Here is a 24,356-nt window from a genome sequence, read left to right as displayed (position 1 = left end):
GATGCTGATGCCCGATACACTGGGTCGACTGCTTTGGCGGTTGATCTGGATCTACCTCCCTTTTTTAGTGGTGGGGTGGTTTTTTGATCGTATCTTGTTAGTTTTGTTGGTTGGATGTATTGTTCATCTGCTTTATTTTTATTATCAGCAACGTAAGCTCCTTAACTGGCTCTATGTGGATAGACGCCTGACACCTCCGCAAGGGTGGGGAAGTTGGCAGCCAGTGTTCTATGGGATTTATCAACTGGTTAAACGGCGTCTTAATCGAGAACGTGAATTAGCGCATTTGATGAAGTCATTCCGACTTGGGGCTGAATCACTGCCTGATGCCATCGTTGTGTTTAGCCGCAGCGATGAAATCACTTGGTGTAATCGGCTGGCCTCTGAATTGTTGGGGTTAAAGTGGCCTGTGGATTCAGGTCAGCATGTCTCTAATCTGATCCGTCATCCTTCATTTGTTAATTATCTCAGCCACCGCCATTTCCAAGAAGCGTTAGAAATTAGTAGTCCAGCTCGACCTGATTTGTTGCTGGAGTGCCGAGTGATGCCATATGGTCAGCAGTTTCTAATGCTCGTTCGTGATATTACTCAACAACGTAAGCTCGATAAAATGCGCAAACATTTTATTTCAAATGTTTCCCATGAATTTCGCACTCCTTTAACGGTACTGCGTGGCTATCTTGAAATGTTTGATGAAAACTTGCCAGATCAAAAAGTATGGGCAAGGGCGCATACGATGATGAGTGAGCAAACCATTCGAATGGAGAATCTGGTTAATCAGTTATTAGTTTTGGCTAAAATTGAAGCGGCTCCAGTGGTTGATATTCATGATGAAATTGATGTTCCAACAGTGCTTAATTCTCTCTCAGCAGAGACTGAGCAGCTCGCTAAAGATAAAGCGCTGACCTTTAGCTTTAATATTGATCCAGATTTGTGGATGCATGGTAGTAGTGATCAGATGCGCAGTGCGTTTGCTAATCTCATCTCTAATGCTGTGAAGTATTGTGAACAACCTGGCCATATTGAGGTGAGTTGGCAGAAGGGGCCAACTGGTAATGCTCGGTTTAGTGTAAAAGATTCAGGTCCAGGGATTCGCCCTGAACACCTATTGCGTTTGACTGAGCGGTTTTATCGGGTTGATAAAGATCGCTCTCGCGAGACCGGTGGGGCGGGTCTGGGTCTTTCTATTGTCAAACACGCCCTGCAGCACCATCGCAGTGAATTATCGATTGAAAGTGAATATGGTGAAGGGAGTTGTTTTAGCTTTTTAATCCCATCTGATCTGGTTTATTCCCCCAACGAAGACGACACGCAAGATATCCCTGAATTGCAAATTTTTCGTTAAGTTGCCCCCCGTTCATTTTCAAACGCCCGGTTTATCGGGCGTTTTCTTTTTATATGCTCATTTAATGCTTTGGTTGTATGGGGGAGCTGCAGCTAACTTTCTCTCGCTCTTTTATAAATTCATAAGTTGTAATTTGGGAGCGAATTTTACGGCGGTTACCACGTTTGACATATTGATTAGATTGAGTTTTATCAATGATGCGGGCTTTGGTTGTATCGCTAAATTGCAGTGCTAACAAATCATGTAAATATTGCTTTAAATCTGGGTCATAAATTGGGCAGCCAACTTCAATGCGTTGATCGATATTACGCGTCATCCAGTCAGCCGATGAGATAAAGGTTTTTTCTTCGCCAGCTGCATGGAAGATAAATACGCGAGGATGCTCTAAAAATCGATCAACAATACTAATAATAGATATGTTTTCACTGAGCCCCTCAATCCCTGGAAGTAAGCTGCACATGCCGCGGACAATCATGCGAATTTTGACTCCCGCTTTGCTGGCTGCATAGAGCCGATTAATCAGTCCAACATCCACTAGATTATTTACTTTAACGGTAATCGCTGCTTTTTGCTGGGCGTTTGCTTGACGGATTTCATGATCAATTAAGCTATACAGGCGGCGTCTGGAGTCGATCGGAGAGAGGATCAAGTGGTTAAATTTATACCGTCGATAAGGGCGTTCGATAAATTTAAAGACGTTGTTGACTTCTTCACTGATTTCTTGATTTTTAGTAAACAATGCAAAGTCGGTATAGATTTTAGCGGTTTTTTCGTGGAAGTTACCCGTACCAATATGGGCATAATATTGGGTTTTTCCTTCTTCAGTACGATTAATCAGTAGCAGTTTCGAATGAATTTTTAAACTGGGGAGACCAAACACGACTCGCACGCCCGCGTCAGTCAGTTGTTGTGCCCATTCAATATTGGCTTGTTCGTCAAAACGAGCACGAAGCTCAACGACAACCGTTACCCGTTTGCCATTATGGGCGGCCTCAATCAAAGAGTGCATAATCCGAGAGTTGCTGGCGACTCGGTAAATATTAATTTTGATACTCTGAACGTTTGGATCAAAGCTTGCCTGACGGACTAACTCACTTAAGTAACTAAATTTTTGATATGGGTAATATAAAAGAATATCTTGGGCACTAATGGCCTTGAAGGCTGTTGTATAGCGGTCAAACAGGGCGCTATTTAAAGCTGGAAGTTTGGGATGTTCCAAGTATTTTCGGCCAACATTGGGGAAACTCATCAAATCTTTAAAACTGTGATAACGCCCCCCGCCGCGGATATGGTCATAGGATGAGATATGTAGTTTTTGTTTTAACAGCTCTAATAAGTCAGCCGGCATCTGTTCGTCATAAACAAATCGCACAGGTTCAGCCGTTAAGCGCTGTTTTAAGCTTTCTGACATTGCTTCAAGCAGACTTAAATCGACTTCATCAGTTAAATCATATTCAGCATCACGCGTCATCTTGATGGAATAGGCACTAATTTCGTCGTACTGAAAAAATCCAGAAAAGATTTTATCTAAACCAAAACGAATGATGTTATCGAGGATCATTAGCGATTTTTTCTTACGACTTCCTTGGGCGGGTAACACAACAAAGCGAGGGAGATCATCCGTTGGAATTTCAATCAGCGCATAGCGACAGTTGGTTGGTTCACCGTTGTTTTTATGATTCGCCATTTTCACTGCAAGATAAGTGTGGTCATCTTTAAGAAAATCTAACAGGTTGATTTCATGCGTAATGATAATAGGAGTGATATGTCGCAGGATCTTGTTTTGAAAGTAAGTGGTTAGCCACTGTTGATGGAATAAACTTAGCTGAGTTTCGTTAATCAGAAAGATGTTTCTGCGCACTAAGGCGATAATGAGTTCTCGATAAGTTTCATCAAAGGCTGAATCCAGTTGAGCTGTCTTGTTCTGAATTTTAGTCAGTAAGTGTTTGGCTCCCTGATGCTCGTCATTGTTATATTTATTCAATAAGATACGTCGTTTGACATCTGCCACTCGAACCTTGAAAAATTCATCTTGGTTACTGGAAAATATCCCTAAAAATCGCATGCGCTCTATTAATGGTACACTTTTGTCTTGAGCTTCTTGTAAAACTCGTTCATTAAAAGATAACCAACTTAGCTCTTTTTCTAAGAAGAGCTTTTCATCACTCATAACAACTCCTGTCTTTAACCTATTCAAAAGACATGCTTTGGAATAATTAGTCTAACATCCGGTCAGAAATTTTTGCCTGTTCTTTTGAACCATCGAGGCAAAGCATATGCTATTAGCATAATTTAATTTTGTGTCACTCATGTTGCTTTTACCACTCTTTATTCATTGATATATAAAGTGGCATAGAGCGCGGTAAAACGGGGACAGCTTTTGAATTGCTACCATTAATTTTATTAATATGCTCAACGAGTTGTACGCGGATTGTAACGTACTATGTATTTAGAAATTAAGTGCTTACTATCATTGTCATAGAAGTTTCACATATCTGCATTGAAAGCAGAAAAATTTCAATTTTTAATCAGTTACAATCGAGCGTTTACCACTTGCATTTTCCATTGCTCTGCCAAGATGGGAAGATCGTGCATTAATTGTTCAAATTTTTCCTGTAGGACGTTTTGTTGTTGCCATAATGCTTCGCTCAGTGGCTGGTAAGGTAGTTTGTTGCTCATTCGTTCAGATATTCTTTTTAAGGCACTTAGAATAAAGTCAGGCTGTTGATAATTGCTTAGTGCATCATGAGCAATGATGTTTTGGGCAACTCTTTGGGCCGGTGGTGGCATCGATTGGGGGGAGAGGCTGTCATAAACCTGAGCCGCAAATTGCTCAATAGTCGTCGGCTGGAACCTCGTCCAGTGGCTAGCGAGCTGATAATCCCAATAGAGATCCAGCGCAATAGGCGCAAAGCGCCTGAGCGCCCCTTTAAACAACGCATTGATTCCTTGTTCTATGGTCCATTGATCGATCCAACTATCCAGTGCTCGATGTAACAAGATCCCAATCTGTTCACTATGCGGATAGTTATGCCAGCGATTGCCCTTGACAAAATCTCCCAGTAAAGCGCCTTGATAGGAAGTTTGACTGATATGAGCTAGATAAAAGTGTCCAAGATAATTCATAGCGTATAAAAAGAAAAAGAGGCCTGCCAGATAGCAGACCCTAGATAAATAGGCTGAATATAGGTTAACTCGAAATAAATGGTTTGAGAAACGCAAGTTTCCTTCGCCAAGGTGATCTATGATTTATTTACATCAATCCAGCTGATCTAGATGCCGTTATGACCCAAATGGAATATGCGGCTGGAAATGTGAGGTACAACCTAGAAAGAGAATGTTATCTACTATCTAGATTATCTGTAGGATACGAAATAAAATTGATTAAATCAATCCTTATTGAAAAAAAATTACATAAGTTGGTTTTTATTTGAGCTATTTTGATAAATTTAACGACTATAAAAGTAATAAATAGTTACTTTATTACTCAATTGGTTATTTAATTACCAAAACCTATTTTTAAAGCAGTCGTTTCCTGCCGTTTTATTTTTCCCGCTAAAGCCAGAGGTACCTGAAGCACTTGAAATGCGCACTTGCCCTCACTAGACTAGCGAGCGTTTTTTACTATCAGGTTAAATAAAATGCGTGTTGCAGATTTTAGTTATGAGTTACCAGAGGAGCTGATCGCTCGGTATCCAACTGAACGGCGCCGTGATTGTCGTTTATTGAGTCTAGACGGTAATAGTGGTGCCGTTGAGCATCTTCAATTTCCACAGTTGGTGGATTTAGTGCGCCCGGGAGATTTACTGGTCTTCAATAACACGCGGGTCATTCCAGCACGTTTGTTTGGTCAGAAGCAGACGGGTGGAAAAATCGAAATATTGATTGAAAGAATTCTTGATGGTAACCGTGTTTTAGCGCATATGAGAGCGTCTAAATCACCCAAAGTCGGCGCTCGGTTACGTTTCGCTGATGCGTTTGATGCAACATTACTAGCGCGTCATGATGAGTTGTTCGAATTGCGCTTTGATGATCAACATAATGTTCTGGAACTTCTTGATAGTTACGGGCATATGCCATTACCACCCTATATTGATCGCCCTGATGAAGACAGTGATAGAGAGCGTTATCAGACCGTTTATAGTCGTCATCCTGGAGCCGTTGCCGCACCGACAGCCGGGTTGCATTTTGACCAAGAATTAATTGCCGAGCTTGAAAATCGTGGTGTGAGCACTGCATATGTCACCTTGCATGTTGGTGCAGGGACCTTCCAGTCGATTCGTGTGGATAATGTAGAAGAACACCATATGCATAGCGAATATGCGATAGTCTCTGAAGAAGTGGTTAATAAAGTGTTGCAAACTAAGGCCAATGGTGGCCGAGTAATCGCTGTTGGTACGACATCTGTGCGTTCGCTGGAAAGTGCCGCCCAAGCAACGCATGAGGCGTTAATTGCACCTTATGCAGATGAAACCGATATATTCATCTATCCGGGCTATCGTTTTAAGGTCATTGATGCGATGATCACCAATTTTCACCTGCCTGAATCAACTTTAGTGATGTTGGTCAGTGCATTTGCAGGTAAAATGAATATATTGAGTGCTTACCAACAGGCTGTTGAACAACGCTATAAGTTTTTCAGTTATGGGGATGCCATGTTCATTACCCGTAAAGATACCCCTGAACAAGATGAGTCAATTGGAACTGTATTAGATGAAGTATGAATTACTAAAAACGGATGGTAAAGCACGCCGTGGCCAGCTCACTTTTGAGCGCGGTAGTGTGCAGACCCCCGCTTTTATGCCAGTGGGCACCTATGGTACGGTGAAAGGGATGACGCCTGAAGAGGTGCGCTCTACGGGCGCCGAAATTCTGTTAGGCAACACGTTTCATCTGTGGTTGCGTCCTGGCCAAGCCGTGATGCGTAAACATGGTGATTTGCATGATTTTATGAACTGGCATGGACCTATTTTAACCGATTCGGGTGGGTTTCAGGTCTTTAGTTTGGGCGATATTCGTAAAATCACCGAAGAGGGTGTGCACTTTCGTAATCCGGTTAGTGGTGAGAAAATATTCCTGAGCCCTGAAAAATCAATGGAAATTCAGAACGATTTAGGGTCTGATATCGTGATGATTTTCGACGAGTGTACGCCATACCCAGCCACTGAAGAACAGGCACAACGTTCGATGCAAATGTCGTTGCGTTGGGCTGCTCGTAGTCGTCAGCGTTTTGATGAGTTAAATAACCCGAACGCACTATTCGGCATTATTCAAGGTGGAGTGTATGAGCATCTGCGTGATGTGTCTCTTGAAGGGCTGCTAAAAGTTGGTTTTGATGGTTACGCCATTGGTGGATTAGCCGTCGGTGAACCTAAAGCTGAAATGCACCGGATTCTTGATTATATTACGCCTAAAATTCCTGATGATAAGCCACGTTATTTGATGGGGGTTGGCAAACCCGAAGATTTAGTAGAAGGTGTGCGTCGCGGTATTGATATGTTCGATTGTGTCATGCCGACTCGGAATGCTCGTAATGGCCATTTATTTACTGCCGATGGGGTAGTTAAGATCCGTAATGCCCGCCATCGTGATGATACGAGTCCGCTTGAAGAGGAATGTGATTGTTATACCTGCCGTAATTATTCAAGGGCTTATTTACATCATTTAGATAAATGTAATGAGATTCTTGGCGCAAGATTAAATACAATTCATAACTTGCGTTATTATCAACGCCTTATGGCTGGTTTGCGAGATGCAATTGAACAGGGTAAATTAGATGCCTTCGTCACAGAGTTTTATAGTCGTATAGGGCGTGAAGTCCCGCCTTTGACTGATACAACAGATTTTAACAATAACTAAGGAAACAGAGGACAATAATGAGCTTTTTTATTACTCCTGCATATGCCGCTGGTGGTCAACCAGCTGGTGGAGGTTTTGAGCTGATCATCATGATGGTCGTATTCGCGGCAATTTTCTATTTCATGATTTTCCGTCCCCAATCAAAACGAGCAAAGGAACAGCGCAATCTTCTAAAATCGCTGTCTAAAGGTGATGAAGTAATTACTTCTGGTGGATTGATTGGCCGTATTACTAAAATCTCTGATGATAATGACTATATCCAATTGAGTCTCAGTGAAGATACAACCATTGTTATCAAAAAAGATTTTATCTCAGCTGTGTTACCGAAAGGGACACTCAAATCTATTTAATTTTATCTACCCAGGGGTAGCGTTTTGTTAAATAAATACCCGTGGTGGAAAACCCTAATGGTGGCGCTGGTCGTCGCCTTTGGGGTTATCTACGCACTTCCGAATATCTATGGTGATGATCCAGCTGTCCAGATTAGTGCAACTCGGGCTCATCCAATGGGTTTGGCTCAAGTTGACCAAATCCAGAAAGATCTCAAAAACGACCATATTAATGCCCGCTCAGTTGTATTGAGTGATCATCAAATACTTGTCCGTTTGCGCAAAGATAGTGATCAGATTAAAACCCGAGATCTGCTTAAGAATAAACTGGGGGATGGCTATGTCGTCGCTCTGAACTTAGCGCCAGCAACGCCTGAGTGGCTGAAAATGATCGGTGGTGCACCGCTCAAACTGGGTCTCGATTTACGTGGTGGGGTTCACTTCTTAATGGAAGTGGATATGAAAGCGGCCGTTGCGAAAGCCCGCGAACAGATGGTTCAGGATTTCCGCTCGGATTTAAGAGACCAAAATATTCGTTATGCTGGTGTTCGTATTGACGTTAATCGTGGTGTTGTGGTTCGTTTTCGCGATAGCGATATGCGCTCTAAAGCCGAAGATTATCTATCCAGCCATTATCGGGGTCGTTATCAGTTTGCTGAATCATCAATTAATAACGCACCTGTTTTGATTGCGAAGATGACTGACCGTGAACTCAACGAAACACGTGAATATGCATTGCAGCAAAATATCACCATTATCCGAAATCGTATTAACGAACTTGGGGTTGCTCAACCTGTTGTCCAACGTCAGGGCGATGACCAGATTGTTGTTGAGTTGCCGGGGATTCAAGATACAGCGCGCGCTAAAGAAATCTTAGGTGCAACGGCAACATTGCAGTTCAGAATGGTCAATACTAATGTTGATCCTTCACAACTGGCTAGTGGGCATGTTCCTCCTGGTTCAGAACTGTTCTATCGCTCTAATGGCCAACCCATTGCGCTGTACAAACAGATCGTGCTAACGGGTAATCATATTGTTGGTGCTAAAACGGCTTTTGACCAGTATAACCAACCACAAGTAAATATCGATCTGGATAGTCAAGGCGGAAGCCGCATGGCAGCTGTGACTCGAACTAATATTGGTAAACCAATGGCAACATTGTTTATTGAATATAAGCCGACTCATAAAAAAGATGCCAAAGGAAAGACTATCTTTAAGAAACATACTGAAGTGATTAACGTCGCAACGATTCAGTCGCGTTTAGGTCGAAGTTTTCGGATTACTGGGTTAGGCTCACAAAGCGAAGCTCAAAACTTGGCCTTGCTGTTGCGTGCTGGTGCATTGATTGCGCCGATTCAAATTGTCGAAGAACGTACCATTGGTCCAAGCCTCGGACAAGAAAACATCAACCGTGGGATCGAAGCGATTGCTGTTGGCCTAATTGCCTTGCTTATATTCATGCCACTTTATTACCGTAAATTTGGCATGGTTGCTAACTTGGCTCTGGTTTGTAACGTGATCCTTATTATTGGGATTATGTCATTAATTCCAGGTGCGACCTTGACGTTGCCCGGTATGGCGGGGATTGTTTTGACGGTGGGGATGGCCGTGGATTCCAATGTTCTAATCTTTGAGCGTATTCGCGAAGAGATGCGAGAAGGGCGGAGTATTCAGCAGTCGATCCATTATGGTTATAGCAACGCACTTTCAAGTATTGCTGACTCGAACATTACAACGTTCTTGACTTCAGTGATCTTGTTCTCGATTGGTACTGGGGCTGTCAAAGGTTTCGCGGTTACTTTGGGGATTGGGATCCTGACCTCTATGTTCACGGCGATTATTGGTACGCGGACAGTGGTTAATTTGATTTGGGGCGGTCGTAGACGTCTCAAAAAGCTGTCAATTTAGGAGGTCATGTGTTTTCGTTTTTTAAACCTAAAGGGACAATCGACTTCATGGGGCATAATAAGCTGTCCATGATTGTCAGTGTTGTTTTAACTATTGCTTCAATTGTTTTACTTGCCACGCGCGGGCTAAACTTCGGGCTAGATTTCACGGGTGGAACGCTGGTTGAAGTGCAGTTTGAGCAGAATGTTCAACTTAAAGAAGTTCGCCACGCTATGGCAACCCATGGCTTTCCTGATGTGGTTGCACAAAACTTCGGTGCGAAGGGCGATATTTTATTGCGCATGAAGCCTAGTAAAAGTGCTAATGCTGAGCAAGTGGGTGACAAAGTGATGGGGGTATTGAAAACGTTGGATAAAAACGTTCAAATGCGCCGCATCGAGTTTGTCGGTCCAAGTGTTGGTAATGACTTAGCTGAGCAAGGTGGATTAGCAATTTTTGCAGCCTTGGGAATGATTTTGATTTATGTGGCTATCCGTTTTGAATGGCGGTTTGCTGTTGGCGCTGTGCTGGCCTTGGCGCACGATACCATATTGACGTTAGGATTATTCTCGCTATTGCGTATTCAATTTGATCTGACCGTTGTCGCGGGGTTGTTAACTCTGATTGGTTATTCGCTTAACGATACCATCGTTGTTTCTGACCGTATCCGCGAAAATTTCAGGAAAATTCGCAAAGGGGCGCCGCGTGATATTATTAACGCCTCGATTACTCAGGTCTTTAGCCGAACCATTATTACTTCGGCTACAACGGCGATGGTCTTGGCTGTATTGTTCTTCTTAGGCGGGAACCTAATCCATAGCTTTGCTACCGCAATGCTGTTTGGGATTATTGTTGGGACTCACTCATCTATATATGTGGCAAGTTCATTGGCACTGTGGTTAGGTGTGAAAAAAGAGGACTTTATGCCAAAAGTTATTGAGAAAGAAGGTGCGGATCAAAAACCTCTGATGTAGGGGAAAGGTCTGTAATATTAAAAGCGGCTTGAGGGCCGCTTTTTTAATGTTTATTGCGATTGAATTTGGCCATCATGAGTCACTTTAATTAGTGCCATGCCAGCTCGATGAGCTGCTTCAAAGCCTAGTTCAGCATCTTCAAAGACAACGCATTCACTTGGACAGACGCGTAGTGCTTTGGCCGCAGCTAAAAATGTCGCAGGGTGTGGTTTATGTTGACTGACTTCGTTGGCACTAATGAGAACGTCAAAGCAGTTTTCGATCGTTTTGCCTTCCAGGAGCTTTAGAGCATTTTCGCGCCGACTTCCTGTGCCAATTGCAATTTTTTTCTGATTGTAATGTTGCATGAGAAGTTTTGAAGTCGCTGGGATGAGTTCGCAGTGGTGGCGAATTGTGGCAAAATGCTGAGCCTTCGTTTGACTGACTTGTTCTGGAACCAGCGCTAAGTGATAACGCTCATTAATGAGTTTGACAATATTGTACGATGGCATCCCGCCTTTGCTATCGAGCCAAGCTTTATCGAAGGGAAAATGGTGAACTTGGCTAGCATGTTGCCAGGCGTCGAGGTGAGCTGGCATCGAGTTGACTAATGTTCCGTCCAAGTCAAAAATGATTGCCTTGTAAGGGGACAAATCGAGCATAGTTTGTGGCTTTTGTCGCTTAATGGTAATAAACACGGTATGGTTAGCAGAAAAAATTTGCAACTTAAATGGGATGTGGAGTTTATCTATGAGTTATAAAGTAGTCGCGTTTGATCTGGATGGGACTCTTATCAATTCGCGTCGCGAAATTACTGAACAATCAATGCGAGCAATTGAACAGATTCGTCAGCAAGGGATGAAAGTTGTCATTGTTACTGGTCGCCATCACGTGGCAGTTCGCGCGTACCATCATCAGTTGGGTTTGGATACTCCTGTGGTTTGTTGCAATGGTACTTATCTTTATGATTTTAAAAATGATTGTGTCATCCATGGCAACCCAATTGGCAATGACATTGCTGCGCAAATCGTTGATTTTATGGATCACGATTCGATTAACATGCTGATGTATACGACTGGTGCGATGAACTATCAGCGGGTTGATGACAATATTGCTGGGTTACAAGAGTGGTCTAGAACCTTAGCACCAGAGTTACGTCCTGTGATGCTTCAAGCTGATTTGGCGCAAATAGTGAGCAGTGGTGAAACCATCTGGAAATTTGTTGCAACAGGCGATGATACGGACCTTATTCGTTCTAAAGTTACTGAGATTGAAACTAAATTGCCACTGAGTTGTGAATGGTCTTGGTCAAATCGTGTTGATTTGTCTGCAGCGGGGAATACCAAAGGCAATCAACTTGCTCAATTATTAAATGACTGGCAGATTGAACCCTCTGAATTGATTGCCTTCGGTGATAATGGCAATGATATGAGTATGATTCAATTGGCTGGTGTTGGGGTTGCTATGGGCAATGCAGTTGAGCCGTTAAAAGCAGCCGCTGATTATGTAACCGACGATCATGATAATGAAGGGGTTGCGAAAGGATTGGCTCATTTTTTTGATATCGCCTAAGTGCTCGTTAGCCATCAGGCTTTGGTTAAAATGACAGATGATATGCGCTGGTGATAATTGAGCTTGTTTTTTATTAATCTGGCCATTTCACTGATCTTTGCAGTGAGACTTCAAATGACCTGCCGTAGAAGGCTACGGCATAACTTAGGTGAGTGAGAGGGAAGAAGTTTTCTTGCTTCCCTTTAATTGAAGTGCGATTTCATCGTTACAGAAGATATTTTCTCACCAAAAGCCAATGCATTATACAGCAGCGGAACAGCTTTGTTCCGGTTTACAGCCAATTTGGAAGGCTTGTGAATACGTTGACCTGAGGATCCCTCGGAACATTCACCACGTGGTTGAACTGTTGAACCATCATTTCACCTTCATGAACTTCAACCAAAGAGTCACCGATAGCATGGGCAGTACAAGCGCCTGACGCGATTAGCCCCGCGTTTCACCATCAATATCGATACAGGCAAGAGTTCGCCCAGTGAGCAAAAACTTGCCTCAAAGAAGTGGAACAAGTACCACCGAAGAGTCTTGTTTTTGAGAGCTGAGTGAGTGTCGTCATTGCCTCAAGTGTTCAAGTTGATTGTCTGAGTGTTTTGCTAAAGGTCTCAGTTAATATGCCCACTAAAGATGAGCGATGGTCAACTTCTCCTCGCGCCAGTGCGTCATCTACTACTCCATGCATAGCATGAAACATCATCAGTGCCATCATGTTGGGCGCTGGTACTTGCCATACATTCGCCTGAGCACCTTGTTGTAGTAAAGCAGATAACTGCTCAATCAGTGGATTTTCGCTCATCAGACTTCGCCCTTGCTTTGGATGGATATCCTGAAAGAGCATATCGTGAACCATCATCTGATCGAGTAATCCGTCGACTGCGGTTGTGAACCAAGTGCGCAGTTGCGATTCCCAATCATCGGGTCGACATTGGGCAAGTGCGGTATCAATCCGGGTGCAAAAGCTGGCCATAAAACGCTGCTGTAAGGCGTGTAACAGGCTATCGCGGGAGTGAAAGTAAATATAAAAGGTCCCTTTGGCGACGTGAGCCGCAGCGGTAATATCTTCGATCCGGGTTTCATGGAGACCCTTGGTTAAGAATAAATGTTCAGCAGCATCCATCAACGCTGTTCGTCTGGTGTGTGGTGATCGCGTTCGTCGATGTAACGGCGTTTTTTTGATATCGGTACTTTTGTCCATTGCCTCGCTCATGATTCGCTAAAAACACAATGATTGCAGGTAGAACGTGAGTCTGTAAATCGCGCGCTACTGCTGTTTTCATTATGATTCAAATGTTGATTATATTGAACCATGGGTTTTTATATTTGAGTTGATTCAGTCAGTGTGATGATTTTTGTCGGCTGCCAAATCGTGGTGTCTCTATGGGTGACGATAATCAGCGTCGCAGACAGTGTGTTTAGGTATGCTGCAATCTGCCGTTCAGTTTCTTCATCGAGCGCTGCGGTTGCTTCATCGAGAATAAGGACCGGAGCCGTTTTGAGGAGTGCGCGTGCGATAGCAACCCGTTGTCTTTCTCCGCCAGAAAGCGCACTGCCTTGATGACCGACAGGCTGATCGATCCCCTTGGGGGAGCGGTCGATGACATGCCCCAGCATTGCGCGTCGTGCTGCGGCTTCGACGTCTACATGACTTGCCGCTGAATGCCCTAAACGGATATTTTCGGCTAAGGTGCCAGTGAATACGACCGGATCCTGTGCAACATAAGCGATATGGGAGGCCAGTTCGGCGTAGCGCATCTGATGCAAGGGAATACCACCAAAGGTGATCGTCCCGCTTTGGGGATCATCAAAGCGCATGAGTAGTTCAAGTAAGGTACTTTTTCCGCTACCACTTGGCCCAGAAATGATGACATGTGCGCCCGGTTCAATCTCAGCGCTGATCTGATTGAAGACCGGCATTTGGCTGATGTTCTTCAGGGAGATATGGTGTCCATCCGGTACTAAAGCGTGTGCTGCTTTTGGTTCAGGTAAAGTTGGAACCAAGGTACTTTTGAGATAGTCGTTCACTGCTGCACGTAACTGATTAATACTCAGACCAGCCAATGCCAGTTCACCGAGTGGCGCAGTTGCACGGGTCATTAAAACCAACAGTGCCAGAGTCATAGTGGGTGTGCCGGTGGCCGTGATGGCGAGGTAAGCACTGAGACAGGCTAACGGCAGAGATTTGGCGACTGCTGAGAGTAGTGTCGCTTTGGCAGCCGCACGGTTGGTATTGGCTAGAACTTCCTCTTGTATTTGCCACTGTTGTTCGATTCGTCCGATTGCCCTGATTGGCCCCGCGGTGGTGCGCAGCAGCTCCAAATGGTCAACAAATTCGATGGTCGCATTTGCCGTCTTGATATTGGCCGCATGCCTTGCTTTATCGCTCTCAATCAGTGCCATTTGGGCTTTAAATTGCAAAAACAGTGACAGAGCCAATGTGCCAGCGCTGAGCAATGCCACAGCTGGTCCTGACAACCACCCAATGCCGCAGACCAGAAACAGGGGCAGCAATGGCGCATGCAGGAAAGTTTGTATCTGGTGGGCTGGCACACTCATGAATCCGGGAATTCCTTGGGAAGCTAACATGGCCAGTTGGGCTCGACGAGTCTCGGTCAACCATGAAAGTTTGGCCCGGGCGAGTGTTTGACCCAATGCTTCGAATAAATCACCGGACAGTCGAACGCCGCAGAAAAAACCGGCTCGTGTCGTGAAGATTGTCATAAGTATCGCCACACAGGCTGTGAGGATGACCCAAAGCGGAGATTGTTGGTGTGTGATAGCTTGTGCCAGCACTGTATAGGCCATGGCCTCCAGCGCGGCGACGAAGCACCAACTGAGACTAATCCAAATCAGTCGACGTTTGGCATGAGAGGGCCATCTTGACGACGTGGCACCGGATGGGATTTGGCTCGCTAAAGTCATACCGTTTATTCCTTGTGTTGTGATGAGGCGTTGCGTTGTGGCAATTTTTTGAGATCAATGTGTTGGTCAGCCTGAGCGGTCAGGGCGGGATCATGAGTGACCATGATCAGCGTTTTGTTTTGGCTATGCGTCAAATGTAATAATGCCGCCATGAGTTGCTGCGCATTCGCGTGGTCCAAAGCACTGGTGGGTTCATCCAGCAGCAATATCGTTGCAGGGCTCAAGAATAAGCGCGCCAGAGCGACTCTTTGCTGTTCTCCACCAGATAGTATTGATGCATCGGCATCTAAGTCGATCTCCAGTTGGGCATGAGTCAGGGCCTCATGGAGTTGTTGATCACTGGCATCCGGAGCACTCAACAATAAATTTTCCCGGATTGTGGCATTGAGCACGGGGTTTGTTTGCGGTAGCAACTGAATTGTCTGATGACGGACTTGCTCATTGAGCGCCATAATATTTTGGTTTCCCAGACAAACCTCACCGCTGTCTGACTGCTCTAACCCTGCAAGTATCTGGAGCAGGGTTGTTTTGCCACTGCCGCTGGGTCCCATGATGACTGTGAGTTTTCCGGGGGAGAATGGGTGAGAAAAATGCTCAACCAGCGCTCCGTTCTCGGTATGAATGCTGAGCTCTTGTGCGGTGAGTTTTGCGTCATCAACCTGAAGAGAAGCATTGCCTTTGGGAAGTGTCGCTTCACGCAGTAATTCAGCGATACGCTGGCCCGCAGCACGTCCGGAGGAAAGATAGTCGAGACCATGTCCGAGGCGTAATGATGGGGTGACGATTGCCAGCCCGAAAAGCATCGTCGCCGCGAGAGCTACAGGGCTGAGTTCATAAGAGACCCAATACGCGATGGCAAATGTTGCCACCGCCTGTAATAACGCAGTGGCAATCGCGGCTGTGGTTGCCACATGGCTCACCCACATGACCATACCTTGTGTGAAGCGGTTGGTTGCATCATGGTAATTGGCAAGCGCACCGGATTGCGCATTGAAAAGGCGGTTGATGCGGATTCCTCGGACATAGTTGTTAATCGCGGTAACGATGGTCTCCATGGCTGCTACCCGTTCAGCATTAAAACGCACTGAATGACGTGGGACTATAATCAGGTAGTACATGGCTGCGATACATCCAGGGAGCAAAGCGAGCAGAGCGACTGGTCCGGACATCATGAGCAGCATGATCACCGAAGCGAAAGGCACAATAATAAACGTTGCGATTTCTGCAGGTAAGTGAGCGACCATATGGTGCAGGGCGGCAATATCTTCAGACACTAATCGCCGCAGCGCGTTGTCATCGTAACGGGTTAACGTTCGGGTCGGGAGTTGTGTTAAGTGAATGGCAACCTGACGGCGCAGTCTTGATGAGAAATTGGCTTCGGCCTGATGGGAAATCCATGACGCACTTGATGAACAAATCGCTCCGATCCCCCAACAGACACAGGCATAGAGTACCCAAATGATAGATAGATCCGTTATCAGCTGAATGAGGCACCAGAGGGCCGCGAGTGTCGCTAAACCGGCGATTCCCTCTGCGAGTATGCCTAAACCGAGTTGTGGTAATACAGGTTTGATAGCCGGTCTCAATAAAGGGTCGAAGAGCTGTGCTTGGTGTGGTTCTTTGTTCATTGATGATTCCTTATGCCTGCGGATGCAGTTGGCTGTCGTACAACATGGCGTATCTGTCTCTCATGTGCTTTTATTTTTCATTCAACTATAGTTGATAATGATTATCAATTGCTAATAACTCTTGGTCATTATTGATCGAAAGTTCGACAAAACTCAATTGAAAAATAAGATCGATGTGCTGAAATTGTCGTGCTGACAGGGAGAAGGCTTTAAGGCGGTGTTAGGTATTCGCGAGTCGGCGGTGAGTGTGAGTTTAAAGTAAAGAGTCACTCTCACTCTAACCATGCTAAGAAGAGACTCAATGGCTTCAGGCTGTCGATCATCGCGACTAACAGTGCTCGGTAATGATCGTTGCTAACAGGAATAGTCACACCAATTGGAACGATGGTGCCGATGGTTATGATGGCTGAGTTTGCAAAGACTGAGTGAACTCCTACAGAGGGAAATTGCGGTGCGGTAAACACTCCAACTTTTTGACTGTTTTGCGAGTTTTTACGAGGCTGGCTAGGGCCTGTTGACCTTTGGTGGTTGAATTTTGTTCAAATTAAACGCATTTTGAACGCGGCGCCCCCTGCGTCGCTTAATGAGTGAAGCAAGCAGGGGGCAACAAAGTTCAGGATGCGTTTAAATGAACCCCAAGGGCAGTATCTGAGAGGAATTTATCCAGCGTTAAACGTTCTTTGTGGAGAATAACGACACGGCACAACGTTTGCCTTGCCTAAATCCCTCTCAGATTTCTGCAAAACTAATCACAAAAGGTCAACAGTCCCTAGGCTTGAGCAAACTGTGTTGATTTCTTTGGGAAATACCAAAGGCTATCAATTTGATCGGTGTTTAAATGACTGGCAGATTGATCCCGTTGGATTGATTGCATTGGGTGATAATGGCAATGATATGCGAATGATTCAACTGGCTGGGGTTGCTATGGGCAATGCGATTGAGCCGTTACAAGCAGTCGCTGATTATGTAACCGACGATCATGATAATGAATGGGACTAAAAAGGGAGGTTATCTTTTTATATCGCCGAAGTGCTCGTTAACTATCTGGTTTGGGGTTAAATGACAGATATTGCCCGGTGATAATTTGGCCTGTTTCTTCGCTAAGCTGGCCATTTCACTGATTTTTTCCAGTGATGCTTCTAATTGGCTGTCCCAGTAGGCTACGCCACATGCGAGTTGAGTCAGCGGGAAGAATTTTTCTTCGCCATTCCGATCGCGGCTGATAATGCCACCATTTTGCACATCTTCTTGACGGTATAATGTCGTGCTTCGATTTGCAAAGGCCTGTAATACTTGTCGGATCGCCAGTTCCCATTCTTCCCGAGGTTTGGTAAAAATAACGATAAAATCATCGCCGCCAACGTGACCGAGAAAACGGGCATGTAGACGTAGATATTGTCGTAGTAGCTGAGCTACAAGTTGGATCATTTGGTCACCGCGCTCATAACCACAATAGTCATTGAACGGTTTGAAATGGTTTAGGTCAAAATAAGCGACCGAAAAGGGCTCCCCTTGTAAGAGCAGGTTCTGTAAGGTGCGATGCAGTGGCACATTGCCAGGCATGAGTGTCAGAGGGTTGGCATAGCGGGCTAATTGCAATTTATAGTCAGACAGACGGCGTAGTAATTCTAATGCGTAGCCTAATCCTTGATATTCTCCATGATGAGTAATGATAAAGACACCATCTAAGCCATCTCTTTGCACATGACTTAATTTATAACCGACGTCAGATAGTAGCCAATTTTTTTCTACGGTAACGGGGTGGCTATTCATGATGTCACCCACACAGGTATGTTGGTGTAATGAATGTCCAAATGGCCCTGAGAGACATTCTAAGAGTTGCTCACGGTTAATACTTCCGATAACTCGATTATTGTTATCAATCACCGCTAAAAAGTCCATCTGTGGCTCTTTTCGCATCTGTTCTAAAAGTTGATGTGAGGATAAATCAGGATGAATGGCCGCAATTTTATGCAGGAGTGATGCGGCTGTGTATGGTTCATCGCTGGTTGGGATATGGAGTTTTTCTAGATGTTCGAGTGGCATGATTGTCGCTGCAGGTTTTTGAATAAAATAGCCTTGCAGTGAGAAGATATTTAAATTCGTAATGAGTTCAAGTTGTTCTTGTGTCTCGATTTTCTCAGCAATAACTGTCGCTTTAAGTTGGTCAGCGAACGAAACAATTTGCTCTATGGCAGTGGAGGTGTGTAGATTTTCCAACATACTGTCGGCGAAAAATCCATCTAGTTTTAAATAATCTGGTAGTAGTAATAACAGGCTTTTAATACAGGCATAGCCACTACCAAAGTCATCCAGTGCCAATTGAATGTTCTGTTCACGAAGTTGGGCATAAAACCGTTTATATTCGCTACTAAATTTTAATTTAAATGATTCGGTCACTTCAATGACTAACGGGATCATCTGTTGCCATTGCTGCAAGGTGTGAAGGCTTTTTGTGAGATCACTGAGCAGCGCATTAGGGGAGAGGTTTAGGAACAGTTTCCCAGAGAGTTTAATTTCTTGCGCGCGCTTGACGGCTTGTTCGGCTAAAAACCATTCTAATTCAATTCCTAAATTAACTTGATAGGCCGCTTCCAGAAGTTTTAGCGGATCTTGTAACACTGAATCTTGGGGTCCACGAGTTAGTGCTTCATAGCCGATTATTTGGTGGTGTAGATGGTTCCATATGGGTTGAAATACGGTACTAATATCACAATTGTTGATGATCTGAGTGATCACCTGCTGAGAACTTCCTTGTCCTTGTCGGTCCATCGAAAAATCCAATATTATTATTATCGTTATATATGTAACAAATAGGTTTGACTGTTTAATGACAGTACATTGAATTATAGCGTAATTTTTAATGTCATTACGTGATTAAAATATCATCGTTGTGGTGTTAATTTAACCTTTTTTTAGAAAACTAAGAGAGTAAATCTGAACAAATAGCAAAAACCGCTCCCAAACCCTTGACAGCTTGTGCAGCCAACCATAAAATGCGCCTCGCATTAGCGAACTAGCTTTCTGTATTTGGGGCTATAGCTCAGCTGGGAGAGCGCTTGCATGGCATGCAAGAGGTCGGCGGTTCGATCCCGCCTAGCTCCACCAATTTAGTTTGACTAGTTCTGCAACCTTCCTAATAAGTATTTGGGGCTATAGCTCAGCTGGGAGAGCGCTTGCATGGCATGCAAGAGGTCAGCGGTTCGATCCCGCTTAGCTCCACCAAATCTTACTTCCGTTCTGCCATAATTGGCTTTAAGAATTTAGCTACTTCGTTGGCAATCACTGGTTGTGCCTTCACACTAGGATGGATTCCATCGGCCTGCATCATCCCTTTTTGCTGATAAATGGGTTCGACAAAAAAGGGCATCAAAGGTAATTTAAACTGGTGTGCTAATTGATGATAAACTTGATTAAATGATTCGGTATAACGTTTACCATAGTTAGGTGGAATTTTAATTTCGCTGAGAATTACATGGCATTGGGCCTGTGAGGCTTGTTGAATCATCTTAGTCAGTTGTGTTTTTAAAAATTTAGGTGCTAACCCCTGTAGACCATCATTGCCACCTAGTTCTAGAAAACACCAATTAGGGTGGTATTTAGCTAATAGCCCAGGTAAACGTCTAACGCCGCCGCTACTGGTTTCACCACTGCTGCTGGCATTAATAATTCGAACGTTGGGAAGTTTTTCCTGTAATAGGGTTGGCCATGATTGACTCACGTTCATTCGGTGCCCAGCACTGAGACTGTCCCCTAGAATTAATAGGGTAGTTGTCGTTGCTGCAAAAGTTTGTACGTTCCATAACATAAGGGTGCAACTGATGAACCAAACTACTATTTTACGCATTGAAAACCTCTCGAAGTCGATGAAAGACGGGCAGGGTGTTCCTTTTCAATTATATCAGCAAGTTAATTTATCAGTTAAAAAAGGTCAATCAGTAGCGCTGACCGGGCCTTCTGGAAGTGGTAAATCATCATTATTGGCAATGATTGCTGGATTAGAACCGTTTGACGAGGGGACGATTGAGTTATTTGGCCAATCACTTGGCCAGCTCGCTGATGAAAAACTCTGTCAGCTTAGGGCCCAACACTTGGGGTTTGTCTTTCAGTCCTTTATGTTAATCCCCGGATTTAGTGCCAGTGACAATCTGCAAATGGCGAGTTTTATCCAAGGGTCATCCTTATCGTTTACACAATCTTGCCAGGCTCTTGATGAAGTGGGACTTGCCGATAAGGCTAATATTGATATTGCCCATTTATCGGGAGGAGAGCAGCAGCGAGTTGCTCTGGCACGAGCGTTGGTGAATCGCCCTCAGTTATTATTAGCCGATGAGCCTACTGGGAATCTCGATCCAACTACTGGGACTCGCATTAGTGACTTGATGTTTCGGATGAATCAAGAGCATCAGATAGGCTTAGTTTTGGCAACCCATGACGTGACTCTAGCTCAGCGTTGTGATCATATTTATGTGATTGAAGACGGAGCATTACATGAGCGGGCATAACCAAAATCAATCGCAGTGGCGCTTGAGTGCCGCGCAAGTTAGCAAGCAATGGCGTCAAGGGATGTTGTCATTGATGAGCTATGCTGTGATGTTGGCGGTGGCGTGTATGCTATTAGGGCGCTGGTTCGCAATTAGTTTAGATGAGCAATTTGTTCATCAAAGCTTGTCTTTGTTTGGAGCTCAGCGCGCAATTTTGGCTCCTACAACAGTCAAATTGCCAAATGATATTAAAACTCTGCCACTAAAAACCAGTCGGTCGGTTATTTTTAATACCATGGTTTATGCCGGTGACCATATGCAATTGGTGCGTGTTAGAGCCACTGACTCTGCTTTTCCATTATTGGGCCGTTGGCAACATGAACCGAATCATGTGTTACGCAAAAATCAAATCTGGCTCGATCCTCAGGCGATGGCTATTTTGGCGGTTAAACCGGGCGATCAGGTCAGTGTTGGTGATGCAACGTTAACTGTCGCAGGGGTTTCAAACAGCGAACCCTCCACGGGTGCGCAATCATTCTGGTTAGTCCCCAAAGCAGTGATCAGCCTTGCTGATTTAGCCGCACTCAATGTGGTACGGCCCGGCTCTCGAGTGCAGTACATTGTTAACTTTAGCGGCTCTTCGAAAGCTTTGCAGCAATTGGATCGCAAGGCCAAACAATTCGCTTCGTCTTGGCAATACGTTAAGGCTGGACAATTGACCATTCGTAGCTCTAATTGGATTGAAAAAGCACAGCTATTAATGGGGTTGAGTGTTGCGCTGATTGTGTTGCTTTGCTTTTATACCATATTTATTGCATTGCGAGGTTATTTGCGAATGCAAAGGCGAATGGTCGTCGTTGCTCGTACTCTAGGGGCGAGTCACCTGCGCATTTTGCTGATTTTAATCTTGCCTCTTATCTATGTTTTTGTGCCGGCAACGCTAGTCGGTTGTGGTATTGCCTGGATTGGTTTTACTCTGACGAGGTTGTTCGGCTTTTCTTGGCTCCATTTTTCGTCACAGCATGCACAAGCGTTAGGACTTGCCTGTTTACCGCTTATTGCCGTTCTTTTGATGTGCTATGTCGCTTATCGACAATTACGCCAATGTCCGTATAGGCAAATTTTAACTCAAAAATTAAAATGGTGGCCGTTGGTGGTCATCTGGTTTGTGTTCAGTGCTCTGGTGATGGCTGTATTAATCGGTAATTGGCGTTGGTTTAGTACGGTGATTATTGCCATTGTCATGAGTTTAATTGTTGTACGGCTCGTTCGCAGAGCGATGGTTGTTGTGCTAAAACGGATTTCATCACATCAATCATGGCAATTAGCAGCCATGCAAATTCGTCGAGCAACACCTGCCACTGACAGCCTGATCTTAGGATTAACTTTAGCCATGGGGTTAACCTCTGCGCTTTGGGTTATACAAAATCAAATGCTCAACCGTTGGTTGTCGCAATTACCGGATAATACTCCCAATTACTTTTTAGTTAATTTGCAACCGAGTCATGAGAATCAACTCGCAGCGATTGCTGAACACTATCATGTTCAATTATCTAAGCCCTTTACTATGGTCCGAGGGCGATTTAGTGCCATTAATTCAACACCTCTGTGCCAGCAAAATTGTCAGCCCGATGAGCCAAAAGCACTTGGTCGAGAACTTAATTTAACCCAAAGCAAGACATTACCACCGAACAATCAAGTGATCGCGGGACATTGGTTTAAGAGTCATGCTAAGCCTAGTGTGTCAGTGGCGGAGCGCTTTGCATCGCGCATGCATTTATCACTCGGCGATCAAGTGACATTTAAAATTTATGGGGAGCAGCTGACGTTGCCGATTAGTAGTATTCGGCGTGTTAACTGGCAGTCATTTCAACCTAATTTCTTTGTGATATTTTCGCCCGGAGCATTGGATAACTACCCAGGGATGATGATTGCCAGTGCTTATGCAAAAGACCATGCCATCGAATTTCTAGATTCAGTCCGAAAAATTGATCCTGGTTTTAGTGCAGTTAATATTCGTCAGATCCTATCGCAAACGCAGCAATTATTACATCAACTCACTTTAGGGATAAAGGTCATTGCACTGCTGTTAGTGGTGGCGGCGTTGTTGTTATTGAATGCACAGTTAGCTTTGGCTCTGTTTGAACGTCGTCAGCAAGTGAGTGTCTGGCGGTTACTTGGTATCACTCGCCGGAGTTTGGCAAGAGCATTATTGACTGAGTTTTGTTTACTTGGATTGATTAGCTCTTTATTAGCGTTAGTGCTTGCGCAAGTGCTAACTTGGCCTTTGGCTCATCTGCTTGATTTGTCTTGGCAACCGGATATTGTGGTGATGCTAACCGTTTTATTGGTTGGCCCTGGATTGGTTGCGTTGGCTGTCACTCATTTTATCCGAACGCTACTAAGTGCCAAGCAGTGGATTCGGTGGGGAGCATTTGACTAATGAGGCGGAAATAGTTCGGACAAAGCGCCATCAATCTCTTTAAACATAAATGTAAATCCAGCTTGCTGCAGGCGTTGTGGTAATACGCGCTGACTAGCTAGTACCATTTCACTGAGCTCTCCGAGTGCTAATTTAATTACCACTTCGGGAACTTTGCAAAATGCTGGACGGTGCAGGTGCTTGGCCAATGATTGACTCAATATAGCGTTGGTTACGGGCATCGGCGCCGTTAGATTAAATGGACCTTGGCAGGTTTTATGGGTGAGCAAATACTCTAATGCATGCACCATATCGTGCATATGGATCCAGCTTTGATAATGCTGGCCGGAGCCAATCGGACCACCTAACCCTAATTTGAACGGCTTTATTAGTTGCTTGATGAGTCCACCATTGTTGCCTAGTACGAGGCCTGTTCTTAGTAGACAGACACGGGTGCGCTCACTAACACGCAAGGCGATGTTCTCCCATTGAGAACAAACCTTATACGCAAAATCATCTGCTTTAGAGTCGGTGTCTTCATAGATGAACTGAGAGCCATGATCGCCATAATAACCAATGGCGCTGCCACTTAGAAAAACTTCTGGAGGATACTCACTGGCCATGATCAAATCACATAAATGCTCAGTTATTTCCCAGCGGCTTTGACAAATTCGCTGTTTCTTTTTGTTACTCCAGCGACCATTTGCAATAGGTTCTCCGGCAAGATTTATAATTGCGTCAAAGCCATTAAAATCGCTAAAATCATTCAGTTGTTGATGCGTGGTAATTTGATGCCCCAGCTTCTGATAAGCTCTTAATGGATGACGTGTCAGCACTTGCACATGATGTCCATGGGCGAGTAAGTGGGGGATCAGATGGCTTCCTATGAAGCCACTGCCACCAGTAATTAATATTCTCATAATGCAGATGATCGCTGAAACATGTATATAACATAGCAAAAATA

General features: G+C 44.5%; 19 protein-coding genes, 2 tRNA genes and 1 pseudogene. 12 read left to right on the top strand and 10 right to left on the bottom strand.

The genetic code is table 11. The annotated features are described in order from the left end of the window. Window position 1 precedes the first annotated feature (1 nt). The gene (phoR, locus tag EV690_RS09850) at window positions 2–1,345 is read left to right on the top strand and encodes a phosphate regulon sensor histidine kinase PhoR (RefSeq protein WP_131912840.1); all 1,344 of its coding nucleotides are present in this window, start codon (window positions 2–4) and stop codon (window positions 1,343–1,345) included. Window positions 1,346–1,406: 61 nt separating this feature from the next. Here phoR and ppk1 read toward each other — a convergent pair whose 3' ends face one another. Both ppk1 and EV690_RS09840 read right to left on the bottom strand, forming a co-directional pair. After that, window positions 1,407–3,515, bottom strand: coding sequence for a polyphosphate kinase 1 (gene ppk1 / locus EV690_RS09845; RefSeq protein ID WP_131912839.1), 2,109 nt, complete (start codon window positions 3,513–3,515; stop codon window positions 1,407–1,409). A 362-nt stretch (window positions 3,516–3,877) separates the two neighbouring features. Continuing rightward, window positions 3,878–4,471 carry an acyl carrier protein phosphodiesterase gene (locus EV690_RS09840; protein ID WP_131912838.1) on the bottom strand — a complete coding sequence of 198 codons (594 nt, stop codon included), beginning with the start codon at window positions 4,469–4,471 and terminating at the stop codon, window positions 3,878–3,880. Window positions 4,472–4,986: 515 nt separating this feature from the next. Between EV690_RS09840 and queA the strand changes: the two genes are divergently transcribed. The 5 genes from queA to secF are packed head-to-tail and all read left to right on the top strand — an operon-like array spanning window position 4,987 to window position 10,394. Continuing rightward, window positions 4,987–6,069 carry a tRNA preQ1(34) S-adenosylmethionine ribosyltransferase-isomerase QueA gene (gene queA, locus EV690_RS09835; RefSeq protein ID WP_131912837.1) on the top strand — a complete coding sequence of 361 codons (1,083 nt, stop codon included), beginning with the start codon at window positions 4,987–4,989 and terminating at the stop codon, window positions 6,067–6,069. Continuing rightward, on the top strand, window positions 6,059–7,204 hold the full coding sequence (tgt, locus tag EV690_RS09830; RefSeq protein WP_131912836.1) for a tRNA guanosine(34) transglycosylase Tgt: 1,146 nt from the start codon (window positions 6,059–6,061) through the stop codon (window positions 7,202–7,204). Before queA ends, tgt begins: the two co-directional genes overlap by 11 nt. Before the next feature lie 17 nt (window positions 7,205–7,221). Next, window positions 7,222–7,554 (top strand): preprotein translocase subunit YajC, encoded by a 333-nt coding sequence (yajC, locus tag EV690_RS09825; RefSeq protein ID WP_131912835.1) that lies wholly within the window; start codon window positions 7,222–7,224, stop codon window positions 7,552–7,554. Window positions 7,555–7,578: 24 nt separating this feature from the next. Then, window positions 7,579–9,441 carry a protein translocase subunit SecD gene (secD, locus tag EV690_RS09820; RefSeq protein WP_131912834.1) on the top strand — a complete coding sequence of 621 codons (1,863 nt, stop codon included), beginning with the start codon at window positions 7,579–7,581 and terminating at the stop codon, window positions 9,439–9,441. 47 nt (window positions 9,442–9,488) lie between these two features. After that, the gene (gene secF, locus EV690_RS09815) at window positions 9,489–10,394 is read left to right on the top strand and encodes a protein translocase subunit SecF (protein ID WP_224055047.1); all 906 of its coding nucleotides are present in this window, start codon (window positions 9,489–9,491) and stop codon (window positions 10,392–10,394) included. Between the two features lie 50 nt (window positions 10,395–10,444). On the opposite strand, the gene EV690_RS09810 is transcribed toward secF, so the two are convergent. Then, the gene (locus EV690_RS09810) at window positions 10,445–11,035 is read right to left on the bottom strand and encodes an HAD family hydrolase (RefSeq protein ID WP_131912832.1); all 591 of its coding nucleotides are present in this window, start codon (window positions 11,033–11,035) and stop codon (window positions 10,445–10,447) included. Between the two features lie 88 nt (window positions 11,036–11,123). On the opposite strand from EV690_RS09810, the gene EV690_RS09805 reads away from it, so the two are divergent. Further along, window positions 11,124–11,945, top strand: coding sequence for a pyridoxal phosphatase (locus EV690_RS09805; protein WP_165872719.1), 822 nt, complete (start codon window positions 11,124–11,126; stop codon window positions 11,943–11,945). Window positions 11,946–12,105: 160 nt separating this feature from the next. Here EV690_RS09805 and tssD read toward each other — a convergent pair. The 4 genes and pseudogenes from tssD to EV690_RS09785 form a co-directional block, all read right to left on the bottom strand. Further along, a pseudogene (gene tssD, locus EV690_RS09800) lies at window positions 12,106–12,369 on the bottom strand (type VI secretion system tube protein TssD); the annotation flags it as partial. 141 nt (window positions 12,370–12,510) lie between these two features. Next, on the bottom strand, window positions 12,511–13,134 hold the full coding sequence (locus tag EV690_RS09795) for a TetR/AcrR family transcriptional regulator (protein WP_165872718.1): 624 nt from the start codon (window positions 13,132–13,134) through the stop codon (window positions 12,511–12,513). 119 nt (window positions 13,135–13,253) lie between these two features. After that, window positions 13,254–14,858, bottom strand: a complete 1,605-nt coding sequence (locus tag EV690_RS09790; protein WP_131912829.1) for an ABC transporter ATP-binding protein — start codon at window positions 14,856–14,858, stop codon at window positions 13,254–13,256. Window positions 14,859–14,863: 5 nt separating this feature from the next. Beyond that, a complete protein-coding gene (locus EV690_RS09785; RefSeq protein ID WP_131912828.1) occupies window positions 14,864–16,486 on the bottom strand; it encodes an ATP-binding cassette domain-containing protein in 1,623 nt (540 codons plus the stop codon). 786 nt (window positions 16,487–17,272) lie between these two features. Here EV690_RS09785 and EV690_RS09780 point away from each other — a divergent pair. Continuing rightward, window positions 17,273–17,485, top strand: a complete 213-nt coding sequence (locus EV690_RS09780) for an HAD family hydrolase (protein ID WP_224055014.1) — start codon at window positions 17,273–17,275, stop codon at window positions 17,483–17,485. A gap of 9 nt (window positions 17,486–17,494) precedes the next feature. Here the strand turns inward: EV690_RS09780 and EV690_RS09775 are convergent, their stop codons facing one another. Continuing rightward, entirely contained in the window at window positions 17,495–19,258 is a 1,764-nt protein-coding gene (locus tag EV690_RS09775; RefSeq protein ID WP_131912826.1) for a bifunctional diguanylate cyclase/phosphodiesterase, read from the bottom strand. 260 nt (window positions 19,259–19,518) lie between these two features. Here EV690_RS09775 and EV690_RS09770 point away from each other — a divergent pair. After that, window positions 19,519–19,594 (top strand) — tRNA-Ala (locus EV690_RS09770). A 41-nt stretch (window positions 19,595–19,635) separates the two neighbouring features. Next, a tRNA-Ala gene (locus EV690_RS09765) sits at window positions 19,636–19,711 on the top strand. A 4-nt stretch (window positions 19,712–19,715) separates the two neighbouring features. Here EV690_RS09765 and EV690_RS09760 read toward each other — a convergent pair. Next, the gene (locus tag EV690_RS09760; RefSeq protein WP_131912825.1) at window positions 19,716–20,294 is read right to left on the bottom strand and encodes an arylesterase; all 579 of its coding nucleotides are present in this window, start codon (window positions 20,292–20,294) and stop codon (window positions 19,716–19,718) included. A 13-nt stretch (window positions 20,295–20,307) separates the two neighbouring features. Here EV690_RS09760 and EV690_RS09755 point away from each other — a divergent pair, with 13 nt between their 5' ends. Then, window positions 20,308–20,991, top strand: coding sequence for an ABC transporter ATP-binding protein (locus EV690_RS09755; protein ID WP_131912824.1), 684 nt, complete (start codon window positions 20,308–20,310; stop codon window positions 20,989–20,991). Further along, window positions 20,978–23,413: an ABC transporter permease gene (locus tag EV690_RS09750; protein ID WP_131912823.1), complete on the top strand. Its 2,436-nt coding sequence runs from the start codon at window positions 20,978–20,980 to the stop codon at window positions 23,411–23,413. Before EV690_RS09755 ends, EV690_RS09750 begins: the two co-directional genes overlap by 14 nt. Here the strand turns inward: EV690_RS09750 and EV690_RS09745 are convergent. Continuing rightward, a complete protein-coding gene (locus EV690_RS09745) occupies window positions 23,410–24,312 on the bottom strand; it encodes a TIGR01777 family oxidoreductase (RefSeq protein WP_131912822.1) in 903 nt (300 codons plus the stop codon). The genes EV690_RS09750 and EV690_RS09745 overlap by 4 nt on opposite strands. Window positions 24,313–24,356: the final 44 nt, after the last annotated feature.

Origin of the sequence: Celerinatantimonas diazotrophica (genome assembly GCF_004339545.1) — a bacterium.
In the GTDB taxonomy this organism is placed as follows: domain Bacteria; phylum Pseudomonadota; class Gammaproteobacteria; order Enterobacterales; family Celerinatantimonadaceae; genus Celerinatantimonas; species Celerinatantimonas diazotrophica.
Note: the sequence above shows the minus strand (reverse complement) of the source record. Positions and strands in the feature narration are given on the sequence as shown.